The organism is Peribacillus sp. NPDC101481 (assembly GCF_044767165.1).
In the GTDB taxonomy this organism is placed as follows: Bacteria; Bacillota; Bacilli; order Bacillales; family DSM-1321; genus Peribacillus.
This window is the reverse complement of the sequence record NZ_JBIWNJ010000001.1, coordinates 261,205-274,096: the sequence shown is the minus strand read 5'-3', so window position 1 is coordinate 274,096 and position 12,892 is coordinate 261,205. Positions and strand designations below refer to the sequence as shown.

Sequence of the window (12,892 nt, the reverse complement as noted above, 5' to 3'; positions counted from 1 at the left end):
ACATGTCAATTTGCTACATAAGAATGACGGGAAATCCATTTGCGGCTGTGAAGTACAAACAGGGAAAGGATGGTGTGTTTCATGTGGAGATGGCTAACGATTGTCATCGGAAGCCTTTTCATCCTTCAAGGCTGTGTCTTGGATAATGAAGTAGAGCTAAATAAACAAGAAAAGGAGACAGGAAAGGGAATGAATGTACAATTGATTCAAGCCGTAGAACGTAAAGAAACGGAAAGAATAAGAAGCTTGATTGAGCAAGGTGCAGAAATAAATGCACAGGACTCGAAAGGGCGAACCGCCACTATGATTGCGACTTATAACAATGATGTAGAGACGGCAAAAATCCTTATTGAAGCGGGTGCAGACGTCAACATTCAGGATGACATGAAAAATAGCCCCTTCTTGTATGCCGGTGCTGAAGGTTATGTAGATATACTTAAACTTGCGATTGAAGCGGGTGCAGACCCCTCTATAACCAACCGTTATGGTGGAACGGCTTTAATCCCTGCTTCGGAACATGGTTATGTTGAGGTTATTAAAGAACTTCTTACTAAAACTGATATTGATGTGAATCATGTGAATGATCTCGGTTGGACCGCTTTGCTAGAAGCAATCATTTTGAATGATGGAGATGGAAAACAGCAGCAAACAGTTCAATTGCTAATAGATCATGGGGCAGATGTCAACATCCCCGATAATAACAGTATGACACCTTTACAACATGCCCGCGAGAAAGGGTTTAAGGAAATCGAACAAATTTTACTTAAGGCAGGAGCAAAATAACCAGATCGCTATACTTTCAATTTGTAATATCAATTGCACTACAAAAAAACCACAATATGATGAGGAGACGAAAAAATGAATAAAAAAGCAATAATTTCATCAGCTATACTACTTGGGATAACGTTGGCAATAACAGGATGTAACACAAACGCACAAGAAAATAAAAGCGCTCAGAAGCAGGAACAAACTGCAAAACAGAGTAAACAAGAAAAAAAGTTAACCGCAGGAGAGGAAATGACTAAAATTCTTACTAGCACGAATTGGCAAGGAACAAAAGTTTATGATAAAAATAATAATGACTTAACAAAGGAGAATGCAAGCTTCATTGGTCTAGCTAAATATGATGATGAAGCATCGAGATATGAATTTTTTGATAAAAATACTAAAAAAAGTCGAGGTGATAAAGGAACTTTCTTTATCACGAATGGGAAGATTAGAGTGTTAATTTCAGAATCAATGGGTTACCAAGCCGTTGTTGAAATAACTGAACTGAATAAGGATATGTTTACTTATAAAAGAATGGGCAAAGATGCAAAAGGTAACGAAGTAGAAGTGTTTGTCGATCATATTCCCTATACTGAAACAGAACTTTCCTTTACTGATCCAGACAAAAATTTGGAAACTTATACAGGAGATGTAGTTACAGACGTTGATGGAGACAAAATTTTATCAAGCACCACATGGAAAGGTACAGTGGCATTGGATGAAAAGGGAAATGATGTATCAAGCTATAACTCGAATTATTTAGGTCTGGCAAAATATGATGATAAAACAAATAAGTATGAATTTTTTGATGCTAAAACCGGTGAAAGCCGTGGTGATTACGGCTATTACGATGTTGTTCATGGAAATAAGATTAGAGCCCATGTTTCACAAAGGGAAAATAAGTATGGTGCAGTTCTTGAACTTACGGAGCTTAATGAAAATAAATTCACTTATAAACGAATCGGTAAAGATAAAGAGGGCAAAGATATAACGATAACAGTTGAACATATACCTTATGAAGGTGATTTGAAGCTAAAATCAACTAAGTAAATAAAAAAGGGATTTTGCATTAATAGCAAAATCCCTTTCTTGATATAGTAATAAAATGTAGTTCAATTTTTTTACGCGTTAAACTGTTCAACAGATGTTTCCAGGTCATTAGCGAGCCTTACCATCGAAGAGGTGGAGAAGGAGATGTCCACCATGGATTTCGCTTGTTGATCGGTTGATTGGGCAACTTGCTTTGAAGCCACTGCCGTTTCCCTTGTTAACCCTGCAAAATCTTCTATCGAAGCATTGATTTCTTGAGAACTTGCTGCCATTTGCTCTGTAATGGCGGATATTTCTTGAATCTGGTCACTAACATGCTCAAAGGATTTTATGGTCTGTTTAAATGTTTCTCTTGTATTCAGGACAAATTTTGTCCCTTCCTCTACCTCTTTAGTACCGGTTTCCATCATTTTCACTGATTCATTTATGATGGATTTAAAATGAAGTAGGGACTCTTGTATATTGATTGCAGATTCCTTGGTGCCTACTGCCAATTTCCGTACTTCGTTCGATACCACCGCAAAACCTTTACCCTGTTCACCGGCTCTAGCAGCTTCAATGGCCGCATTTAATGACAGCAGGTTGGTTTGCTCGGCAATTCCCGTAATTAAATGTACAATATTCACAATTTCATTTGCTTGTTCGTCCAATTTCTTTATTTCTGAACTTGTTTGCAGCATAACATCTTTTACTTGCAGAATTTGATTTGAGAGTTCATTTATATCTTTATTTCCGATGGACATTCTAGCTGAAACATGATTTGTCTGTTCGCTGACTTCAGAAGAAGCTTCGGCAATTTTTTGTATCCCTATGGTCATTTCCTCGATGACCCTTGATGATTCTTCACTTCTGTGCAATTGTACTTCCGCAGCCCCTGCAACTTGCTGAATGCCTTTAACGATATGTTGTGTGGAAGTATCCATTTCTTTGATTTTGTGTTCGATATCACTTGATGATTCCAATATCTGGTATGAAGAGTTTTTCATGGAGTTGACAATAATGGTTGTATTGGTGATCATTTCTTCAAAGGATTTCACTAAAACCTTTATTTCGTCGTTTCCTTTAACCCTTGTGCTGCTAATCAGTTTATTGGCTGATAATAAATTTCCATTTGAGATTTCCTTTGCAGCCATGCTGACCTTGAGAAGGGGGCTTAACTTTCTAGTCAAGAACCATATTAATGCACCTACAACGATTGCCATTAAGATTACATTGATTATTATCATCAGGGGAAGGATGCCACCCAGTACCTTGCCGGTCGTAGCATCGACTTTACTGGCATCAATATCCACCCCTAGTATTCCAATGACCTCGTCCCCTTTCTTTATGGGAACAAAAACGGATAAATAGTCACCATATTCAGGATCATGAACGATGGAAGTGGTAGAAACCTTTCCCTTCATGACGCTTTCTACATCCTGATATGAAGTTACGGTTGTGGGGGTTGAAATGGGAGATGCTTTTTTATCTTCCTTACCCATTCCATCTATAAGAATATGGACTTTTTCGCTACTTTCGTCAATCCCCAATGTATAGACATATAATGCTCCAGTTTTTTGTTTATAATCGTCTAACTGTTCGCGTATCTCCCAATATGTAGAGGTTTCGGATTGATTACTTAAAAAATCGGCATAATATGTTGGATTTATTCCTTGAGCGATGTTGCTTGCGATGTCTAAGCTGCTCATAGCGATTGTTTTCTCAACCGTATCATTTGTACTTTTATACATCAATAGTAAACTTCCAATTAATGTAATGACCATGCCTGTTAAAAGAACAAAACCTATTTTCGTACTGAGTTTATTCATCTTTGTTTATTCCTTCCCCGTGTTATATATTAACCATGTTTTATATATCGGTAATAATTGAATATATTTAATGAGCCTTTAAAAGCTTCGGGTAGAGTTTTTTTCCCTTTAGTCTTTAACCTGTTGGAAAGAGGTTCATATTGAAATGATCTCAATATAAATAATGGATTGTAACTTTTCAAAAGAGAAAAAAGTATAAATCTTTAAAAAAGGAAAATAACTTCTGTATGAAAGACACGGGTTAAAATATACAAACGGTTACCACTTTGATGAAGCGCAAGGTCAAACAAGAAAAAATTCTTAAAGACAGTTTTTTCAGAAGGAAAAACAAAATTCCAAACTTAAAAGCCCAATTAAAAGGAGAGGAATGTATTTTAAGGGAAACCTTATAGTTATGTTCAATTCTCTATTCTATAAATATTTTAGTATAGAAAAAATTCATCTTTCCCATTCTGATTCTATAAATCTTGACTGAAAAGGATATGATTAATAAATGTTGATTCTCTAAATATTAATTAGTGAAAAATAGAGGATTTGTTAAATTGTTATAAAATTCAAAAAATGGTTTGACATTAGTAAAATTGGAAGCTTATAATCAACGTAAGATTTCAAATTTTAAAACCGAGTTTTATAATGTAGAACAGATTAACATTCTTGTTATTAAAAGTAATTGCTTAAAATGTCATGAATCAACTTGAAACGCAACTAGAAGTTAAGTGTTTTCCTTACTCCGAATAAAACAAAAACGGAGTTTTATAATATAAAACAATTTAACTTTGGCTTATACAAGGGTGAGGAGAAGTTCTTAAAATCAGTCATTAATGATAACGCTTACAAAAAACTTTTGGGAGGGTTTTTATTGAAAAAAAGAATGCCTTTTGTATTCTCCACAAGCTTAACTCTTGCAGCAGCTTTACTTTTATCAGGATGTGGTGGAGGTGAGGGAGAAAAAGCCAGTGGATCTGGCGTTGAAAAGAAAACGATAAAAGTGGCGAATTATTTTGCTGAAAATCACCCTCAAAACATTGCCTTGAGAGAAAAATTTGAAAAAATAGTAGAAAAAGAGAGTAATGGAGAACTAGAGGTTCGGATTTATGCGAACAGTACTTTAGGTGCAGAAAAAGAATTTTATGACGGCGTCAGAAACGGAACGATTGAAATGGGTGTTCCAGGACTAATTATGCAGTCGGACATTCCGAAAATGGGTGTTCCGGAATGGCCCTTCCTATTTCGGGATTACGATCATGTAAAGAAGGTATTGAATGGACCTATCGGAGAAGAATTGACAGAAGAGCTTGATCCAAAGCATGGAGTGACACCGCTCGCATGGAGTGCAAATGGATTTAGGATGTTTTCGAGTAATCGTCCAATTAAGAGTATGAAAGATTTTGAAGGACTTCGACTCAGAATGCCGAACATTCCGAATTACATAAAACTAGGTGAATCATTGGGGGCAAATGTTAGTCCATTACCAATTTCAGAAGTTTTTACCGCACTTGAACAAAAGGTAGTGGATGCTCAAGATAATCCCATTGCCACGTTGAGATCCTCGGGGTGGAATGAAGTTCAAAGTGATGTACTAGAATCCAAGCATATGTTCAGCCCCAATATTTACATTATCAATAGCAAATTCTATAAAGGGCTGACGAAGGAGCAACAAACCATCATTCAAAAAGCAGCAAAAGAGTCGGCAGCATATGAGTTTGATTTGATGGAAAAAAGTTATGAAGATGACAAAGCATATCTTAAGGATAATGGAATCAAATTCACTAAGCCTGACGAAGATTTTGCACAAAAAATGTTAAAAGCATCTCAACCTGTTTATGATGAAGTTTTTGAGGAAAATGACTGGGCGGAAGAGCTTGTAGGAAAAATAAAAGCAGAATGAAGCAGGCGCTTTAGATAGGAAGGGGGAGATGTATAGGTGAATAAAATTTCCAAAACCCTAGAAAATTCGTTGAACATTATTATGGCGGCAGCTTTAGCAATTATGGTCGTACTCGTGTTTGGTAATGTAGTACTTCGTTATTTCTTTAATTCAGGGATTACTTGGTCAGAAGAAATGTCAAGGTATCTCTTTATTTGGTTGACGTTCCTCGGCGCCATCGGAGCTTTCAAAAACAAAGAACACTTAGGTGTCGACATGGTCATCAAACGGCTCCCGAATAAGATGAAAAAAGTGGTTCTTGTTATTAGTGATTTGATGATGTTATTCGTTCTTCTCCTGATCCTGGATGGCAGCTGGAAAATGACATTGATAAACATAGATAGTACTGCACCAGCCACAGGCATGCCACTGGCATTTGTATATGGGACAGGTATTCTTGTGAGTGTTTCAATGGGCAGCATGATCATTTTCAATTTGTATCGGATTTTCTTCAATAAAATTAAAGACGAAGAATTGGTGATGATAAGTGAGTCAGAAGAGCTAATTTCTCTCCATACTGATGAATTTGCTTCAGATATTAGGATTGTCAAGGAGGAGAAACAGGGATGATAGGTGTATTTGTCGGATCTTTACTGGGAGCCATGGGACTTGGAATACCTATTGCCTTTGCCTTACTTGTGAGTAGTGTAGTGTTAATGTATTTCCTTGGTATTTTTGATAGTCAAATAATCGCACAAAATCTAATCAGTGGCGCTGATAACTTCCCTCTAATGGCCATACCGTTCTTTATGCTTGCAGGAGAGGCGATGAATAGGGGCGGATTATCACGGCGTATCGTTGAGATGGCAATGAACTTGGTTGGCCATATCAAGGGAGGCCTTGGCTATGTTGCGATCATTGCGAGTGTGTTGTTTGCAAGTTTATCAGGATCTGCCGTTGCCGATACAGCAGCGCTTGGGGCTATATTAATTCCAATGATGGTGAAGTCAGGGTATGATGTGAACCGGTCAAGTGGGTTGATTGCATCCGGTGGTATCATTGCCCCGATCATTCCGCCAAGTATTGGCTTTATCATTTTCGGTGTCGCAAGTGGAGTGTCCATTACAAAGCTGTTTATGGCAGGAATCGTTCCTGGTATTTTACTAGCGGTTGGACTAACGGTTACCTGGGCCATTGTTGCACGAAAAGATAAAGTCGCCGTTAACCCGCGAGCTTCAACAAAAGAGATTCTTACTTCTCTTCGTCAAGGAGTTTGGGCTCTATTCCTGCCCATCATTATCATTGGTGGATTGAAATTCGGTTTATTCACACCGACTGAAGCGGCAGTGGTGGCTGCAGTCTACGCCATATTTGTCGGTCTTGTAATTTATCGAGAAATGAAAATGAAAGATTTGTATGAGGTCTTTGTTCATGCAGGAAAAATGACGAGTGTTGTCATGTTTCTGGTCGCCGCGGCACTCGTGTCATCCTGGCTGATAACGGTAGCCGATTTACCTGGTCAGGTGATTGGATTGCTGGAGCCATTTATGGATCATCCATTCCTTCTATTAATAATGATAAACTTATTGGTCATCGTAGTTGGAACTGCTATGGATATGACGCCGACAATCCTTATTCTAACACCTGTATTAATGCCATTGGTGGTCGCTGCAGGTATTGATCCAGTTTACTTTGGTGTCCTGTTTATCCTGAATAACGCCATAGGTTTACTTACACCACCGGTCGGAACCGTATTAAATGTCATGTGCGGCATAAGCAAGATCAGTATGGAAGATATCATGAAGGGGATTTGGCCTTTCTTGCTCGTGGAAGTAATTGTATTGATCTTGTTGATTCTTTTCCCTTCCTTAGTGCTGGTTCCTCTAGGATGGTTTACCTCCTAACGGAATTAAACTAGTAATTCGGTTTGTATGCTGATATTCATCTTAATTAATAGGAGGAAAATGATAATGAATAATCTGTTCAAGCGTTTGGCGGTGGGGGTTTTACTGCCAGCCGTATTGCTATTAAGTGCTTGCGGAAACCAAAATGAAAGCGCTTCAGCTGACGGTATTCAAAAAAGAACAATCAAAGCAGGAATCGGGAATAGTAAAATGCATCCACAAGGGCAAGGAATGGAGAAATTTAAAGAACTGGTTGAAGAAAAAAGCGGGGGAAAAATGAAGGTCCAAAACTTTTTTGATGCCACCCTCGGGGATGATCAGAAAATGACAGAAGCACTTCAAGGTGGTTTACAGGAAGTAACTGTTCCTTCAACCTCTCCACTTGTGGGAATGATTAAGGAATTTGGAATTTATGACTTCCCGTTTGTCTTTAATAATGAAGAAGAAGCTTATTCCGTACTTGATGGTGCAATAGGCAAAAAACTTTTGGATAAATTACCGGAACATGATTTAGTAGGTCTGGGATATTGGGAAAATGGTTTCCGAAACTTGACCAACAGTAAACACCCTGTTAAAACGGTTGAGGATTTCAAAGCCCTTAAAATTCGTACCATGCAAAATGAAGTGCATTTAGATGCTTTTTCAAAGTTGGGTGCTAATCCATCGCCGATGGCCTTCTCTGAAGTATTTACTGCACTGGAAACCGGCACTGTTGATGGGCAGGAGAACCCACTCGCAACAATTCAAACGCAAAAATATAATGAAGTGCAAGACTACTTAAGTCTTACAAATCATGTTTATACACCATTTGTATTCCTTGTAAGTAAAAAGTTCTGGGACGACCTATCAGAAGAAGAGCAAAAAATCATGAGTGAGGCCGCACAAGAGGCTGGAAAGTATCAACGGGAGGTTAACCAAAAAGAAAATGAAAAGGCACTTAAGTATCTAAAAGAAGAAGGAATGAAAATCAATGAAGTAGAGCCGGAAGAAATGGAAAAAATGAAGAAAGCCATCCAACCAGTGACGGACGAATATGCTCAAAAATTCGGGCCGGATCTTGTAGAGGAAATGATGAGCGAAGTTGAAAAAGTACGCGGTAAATAATCCAGACTGTTTGGAGGATAGAAAATGGATATTATCTCTGAACTTTTACGTGAAATCCAATTACCGAAAATGGTCAAAGTGAGGCAGAAATTTCTTGCACCTCATATAGCTGATGTAGCTGGTGAGGTGAAGAAGGCGATAAAAGAAGCAGGTGTCTTATCAAGAATAAATGAAGATGACAGGGTGGCAATTGCAGTAGGAAGCAGAGGGGTGGCGGACCTTCCTACTCTTGTAAGAGAAACGGTGGCTGCCGTTAAGGAGGCTGGCGGAAATCCTTTTATAGTCCCTGCAATGGGAAGCCATGGGGGTGCTACAGCGGAGGGACAAATTGATGTGTTGCTTCAACTGGGTATTTCAGAAGAATCGGTTGGAGCGTCAATACTTTCATCAATGGAAGTTATTAAACTGGATGAATTGCCAAATGGGCTCCCTGTCTATATTGATAAGCTTGCATATGAATCAGATAAAATCATTGTCATTAATCGGATAAAACCACATACGGCATTTCGTGGACCGGTTGAAAGCGGACTAATGAAAATGATTACAATCGGTTTAGGCAAGCAAAAGGGAGCCGAAGCTGCACATGCATATAGCTTTAAGTATATGGCGGAACATGTCCCTGAAATGGCAAAAATTTCTTTAGCGAAAGCTCCTATCATATTTGGTCTTGCGACTATTGAAAATGCCTATGATAAACCAGCGAAAATCGTCGCAGTCCCAGCAGAGGAACTGGAGGAAGTGGAACCGGGACTATTGCTTGAAGCAAAATCATTGATGCCAAAAATCCATTTCGATTCGATTGACGTACTTATTGTAAATGAACTCGGAAAGGATATTTCAGGGGATGGAATGGATCCGAATATTACGGGTAACTTCGCCACTCCATATGCTACCGGTGGGCCAGAGGTTAAACGGACCGTTGTACTTGGACTTACTGAAAAAACTCACGGTAATGCAAACGGCATCGGCATGGCTGATATGACGACGAAGGCCGTCATGAATGAAATCGAATGGGAAAAAGGCTATGCCAATGCACTCACAAGCACAGTGACAGATGTAGTAAAGCTCCCGATGTGTTTAGATACGCAGGAATTAGCTGTTAAAGCTGCTATCAAAACGTGCAATGCCTTCAATTTGAATAAAGTGAGAGTCGTAAGAATAAAAAACACGCTTGAAATCGGTGAAATTTGGATTTCTGAAAGCATGATGGAAGAAGCTTTAAAAAACAAAAATTTAGAAATCCTGTCAGAACCAGAAGAATTGGCACTAGATTAAAAACCTTGGTTAATATTTTTAGAGAATGGAAGAATTCAGTTGAAATCAGAAAAGGAGTGCTGAAATGACACACCTATATCCACTAATTGATAACGGGATAAACCCTTACCGCGATAATGTACAGGGAAAAGCAAATGAACCCATTACGGTTGCAGGTTTGTTGGACCGTTCGAAGCTGACGCTTGGCTCCACATATGAAGGGGGCAAGCCTGATTGGACGCTTGAAGAAATTTATATGCGGTTAGAGAGGAATGCCCCGCGTATCGCAATAATCGGTGGTTCGTCCGATCATCCGGCCCATATAATGGATTACCAAACGTCAGCACGGGCAGCAATCCGCATTTGGCAAAACGGCGGTGTGCCGTTTCATTTCTCGACACCGGTGATGTGTGATGGCACTGCGCAAAACAATCAAGGAATGAGTTACTCTCTCCAGAGCCGAAACGCGGTTGCACAAATGGTTGTCAACCAGCTAGAAGCTCACAGTTATCATGGTGCATTCGTCATTCAAGGGTGTGATAAGCAGCCTCTTGGTGTTGTAAGTGCACTCGCACATGTTGATCGTGTTCGCCGAAACCGTGGTGAAGCACCCTTTTTCGCAACATTCGCACCTGCTCACGTATTGGAAGGCGGTTCGATTCCAGCTGACGTGATTGAAGAATTGGAAACTCTTGCAAAAAAAGCGGAAAGTAAAGGAGCTACTGATGTAGCCGTTGATTTACGGGATACGATGGCATATATATTGCAATGTTCATCGAATACTGCATTTCAGGGTGTATTTGAACGGGCCTATGAACGAGGAATATTGACGAAGGAACAGCATAAATACTTTGAAATGAGACTTGCTGTCGCAACATGTGACGGGCAGGGAGGTGTATGTGCCTTTAATGGTACGGGGAATAGTTCACGTCATTTAGTGGCAGGCATGGGTCTCGTTCATCCAGCCGTGGAGCTGTTGACCGATCCACCAACACAACGTCAGATTAACTCGGTGCTTGATAGCTTTGCCGGCATGATAAACGAAGAGCGCTACGGCGTGGCCAACATTGTCGCTGCGAACATAAAAAATGCAATCCGTATTCACAGCGCTTCGGGTGGTTCTACTAACTTAATGATGCATATTGTCGCAGGCATGCTCTATGCAGGATTCAAATTCAGTTTATGGGACCTTGACCGCATTCATCATTCACATCCAATTCCTGACTTATTTGATTACAGTTTGACAGAAGGAAGGGACATTTATTCACTTGCGATGCAGTGTTGCAGCGGGAAAAGCAGAGGAATGGAAACACTTTTTCATGAACTTATTGAGAATGGTGTACCAATGGATCAGGATGCGCCGACTGTCGCAGCAAAAACCTGGAAAGAACGACTTTCGATCACAAGTAGTCTAAAAGCGGTTAATGTAAAGGAAAATCAGGTCATTTTATCCAATCCACGCCGTGGATTCAGCGGTGTTGATGTATTAAAAGGAAACTTCTTTGAAAGCGCCGTTGTAAAAATCAGCGGTATGCCGACACCACAGCTTGACCAATTCGATGATAAGCTTGCATTTGTCCTTTATTACGAAAATGAAGATGATGCAAATAAAAGCCTGCTCGATTCAAATCTGCTTTCAAAAATTAAAGAGCAAAAGCTTTTCGAACATAATCTATTGCTAGAATCTCTTAAATACAACAATGAGCCGGAATGGTCTCTTCTAAAAACCGCTACCTATGGGGAGCTATTTGACAGGATGGTTGAAGCAGGCACATTGAAAATTGCGGTTATTATCTCAGGGCAGGGGCCAGTGGCATTCGGAATGCCTGAAATGTTTACACCAATGCAACACATCAATGCAAATCGTGTTATGAAAAAAATCGCTACAATCATTAGCGATGGCCGCTATTCAGGAGTCACATATGGTGCTGCCATAGGACATATGACACCGGAAGCGTATGAAGGTGGCGGCATTGGTTTACTTAAATCAGGGGATGTAATTCACCTTCAGCTTCGTGATCGACGGATTGATTTTGTAGATTCTACTCAACTTCATACTGGAAAGGTTATTCATGATTTTGCGGATCATTTTAAAGAAGAAAGACAATCATTGGCAGCTGAACGCAAGCAGCGGATGAAAGTTAGACAAAAAATGGTTGCGGCTAGCAACAGGATGTTTGGACATACAGATGCAGCAAATGGTGTTGTTCCAATCGCTGTCATTGAGGATGCGGTGCTTGATTATGAACAAGATATTATAATCCAGGAAAAAAAAGTAGAAATAAAGTGAGGTATGCTCGTCGTAAATCCGATAAGATAAAGGTAGACAGAATGATAAAAGGAGTGAGGAACGATGCCTATCATCCAATCGGTGGAGCGTGCCTTGAAAATATTGGATTTATTTGATGAGCGTGAGCGTGAACTAACTATAACAGAGATAAGCAAACGAATGAATTTACATAAAAGTACGGTTCATTCACTATTAAAAACCTTACAGGAGCATCACTATATTTCACAAGGCGAAGAAAATGGAAAATACTCGCTAGGATTAAAGCTATTGGAGAGGGGAAGCGTTGTCGTGACCCATCTCGATTTGCGCAATGTAGCAAGAAAACATCTTGAATGGCTTTCAGCAACAACGAATTTGACGCTGCACCTTGTCATATTAGACGGGCAGGAAGGTGTCTATGTCGATAAAGTGGAGGGCACTGGGGTAACGGTCCTCTATTCACGTATTGGCCGGCGTGTTCCGATTCATACGAGTGCAGTTGGCAAATCTCTTGTTGCAACCAAAACGGATAGTGAACTGGATTTACTCTTGGACGGCTATGATTATACAGGACCGACCGATAGATCGATTAGATCCAAGGACCAATTTTTAGCGGAAATCGAAAAAGCACGCATTAATGGATATTCAATGGATAATGAAGAAAACGAACCGGGCATTTTCTGTCTGGCAGTACCGATAAAAGATTATTCAGGCAAGGTAATCGCTGCAATGAGTGTATCGATGCCTGCTTCTAAAGTAAATGAAGAAACACATGAGTATTATGTACGTCTCTTAAAGGAATGCAGCAGTAAAATTTCGCAGGAGCTCGGCTATGAATATCAAAAAATATAAATGAGGCCTGCCAATT

10 protein-coding genes are annotated in these 12,892 nt (G+C 39.6%); 9 read left to right on the top strand and 1 reads right to left on the bottom strand.

What is annotated here, in order from left to right; genetic code table 11:
• Nucleotides 1-81 precede the first annotated feature (81 nt).
• Both ACIROD_RS01230 and ACIROD_RS01225 read left to right on the top strand, forming a co-directional pair.
• Nucleotides 82-783, top strand: a complete 702-nt coding sequence (locus ACIROD_RS01230) for an ankyrin repeat domain-containing protein (RefSeq protein ID WP_402937266.1) — start codon at nucleotides 82-84, stop codon at nucleotides 781-783.
• A gap of 75 nt (nucleotides 784-858) precedes the next feature.
• Nucleotides 859-1,818, top strand: coding sequence for a DUF4822 domain-containing protein (locus tag ACIROD_RS01225; protein WP_402937264.1), 960 nt, complete (start codon nucleotides 859-861; stop codon nucleotides 1,816-1,818).
• 71 nt (nucleotides 1,819-1,889) lie between these two features.
• On the opposite strand, the gene ACIROD_RS01220 is transcribed toward ACIROD_RS01225, so the two are convergent.
• Nucleotides 1,890-3,626, bottom strand: coding sequence for a methyl-accepting chemotaxis protein (locus ACIROD_RS01220; protein WP_402937262.1), 1,737 nt, complete (start codon nucleotides 3,624-3,626; stop codon nucleotides 1,890-1,892).
• A gap of 859 nt (nucleotides 3,627-4,485) precedes the next feature.
• On the opposite strand from ACIROD_RS01220, the gene ACIROD_RS01215 reads away from it, so the two are divergent.
• The 7 genes from ACIROD_RS01215 (at nucleotide 4,486) to ACIROD_RS01185 (ending at nucleotide 12,876) form a co-directional block, all read left to right on the top strand.
• A complete protein-coding gene (locus ACIROD_RS01215) occupies nucleotides 4,486-5,514 on the top strand; it encodes a TRAP transporter substrate-binding protein (RefSeq protein ID WP_402937260.1) in 1,029 nt (342 codons plus the stop codon).
• 36 nt (nucleotides 5,515-5,550) lie between these two features.
• Entirely contained in the window at nucleotides 5,551-6,123 is a 573-nt protein-coding gene (locus tag ACIROD_RS01210; protein WP_397314886.1) for a TRAP transporter small permease, read from the top strand.
• Nucleotides 6,120-7,397 carry a TRAP transporter large permease gene (locus ACIROD_RS01205; protein ID WP_101225474.1) on the top strand — a complete coding sequence of 426 codons (1,278 nt, stop codon included), beginning with the start codon at nucleotides 6,120-6,122 and terminating at the stop codon, nucleotides 7,395-7,397. The genes ACIROD_RS01210 and ACIROD_RS01205 overlap by 4 nt, the downstream gene beginning before the upstream one ends.
• Nucleotides 7,398-7,457: 60 nt before the next feature.
• Complete coding sequence (locus ACIROD_RS01200) at nucleotides 7,458-8,501, top strand: TRAP transporter substrate-binding protein (protein ID WP_402937258.1); 1,044 nt, start codon at nucleotides 7,458-7,460, stop codon at nucleotides 8,499-8,501.
• A 24-nt stretch (nucleotides 8,502-8,525) separates the two neighbouring features.
• A complete protein-coding gene (locus ACIROD_RS01195) occupies nucleotides 8,526-9,776 on the top strand; it encodes a nickel pincer cofactor-dependent isomerase, group 22 (protein WP_402937256.1) in 1,251 nt (416 codons plus the stop codon).
• A gap of 64 nt (nucleotides 9,777-9,840) precedes the next feature.
• Nucleotides 9,841-12,045 carry a dihydroxy-acid dehydratase domain-containing protein gene (locus tag ACIROD_RS01190; protein ID WP_402937254.1) on the top strand — a complete coding sequence of 735 codons (2,205 nt, stop codon included), beginning with the start codon at nucleotides 9,841-9,843 and terminating at the stop codon, nucleotides 12,043-12,045.
• Between the two features lie 63 nt (nucleotides 12,046-12,108).
• A complete protein-coding gene (locus ACIROD_RS01185; protein ID WP_101225470.1) occupies nucleotides 12,109-12,876 on the top strand; it encodes an IclR family transcriptional regulator in 768 nt (255 codons plus the stop codon).
• The last annotated feature ends 16 nt before the right edge of the window (nucleotides 12,877-12,892 follow it).

Coding starts and splice junctions, on each gene's coding strand:
- ACIROD_RS01230 (WP_402937266.1), top strand. CDS start 82: ATGTGGAGATGGCTAACGATTGTCATCGGAAGCCTTTTCATCCTTCAA.
- ACIROD_RS01225 (WP_402937264.1), top strand. CDS start 859: ATGAATAAAAAAGCAATAATTTCATCAGCTATACTACTTGGGATAACG.
- ACIROD_RS01220 (WP_402937262.1), bottom strand. CDS start 3,626: ATGAATAAACTCAGTACGAAAATAGGTTTTGTTCTTTTAACAGGCATG.
- ACIROD_RS01205 (WP_101225474.1), top strand. CDS start 6,120: ATGATAGGTGTATTTGTCGGATCTTTACTGGGAGCCATGGGACTTGGA.
- ACIROD_RS01200 (WP_402937258.1), top strand. CDS start 7,458: ATGATAATGAATAATCTGTTCAAGCGTTTGGCGGTGGGGGTTTTACTG.
- ACIROD_RS01195 (WP_402937256.1), top strand. CDS start 8,526: ATGGATATTATCTCTGAACTTTTACGTGAAATCCAATTACCGAAAATG.
- ACIROD_RS01190 (WP_402937254.1), top strand. CDS start 9,841: ATGACACACCTATATCCACTAATTGATAACGGGATAAACCCTTACCGC.
- ACIROD_RS01185 (WP_101225470.1), top strand. CDS start 12,109: ATGCCTATCATCCAATCGGTGGAGCGTGCCTTGAAAATATTGGATTTA.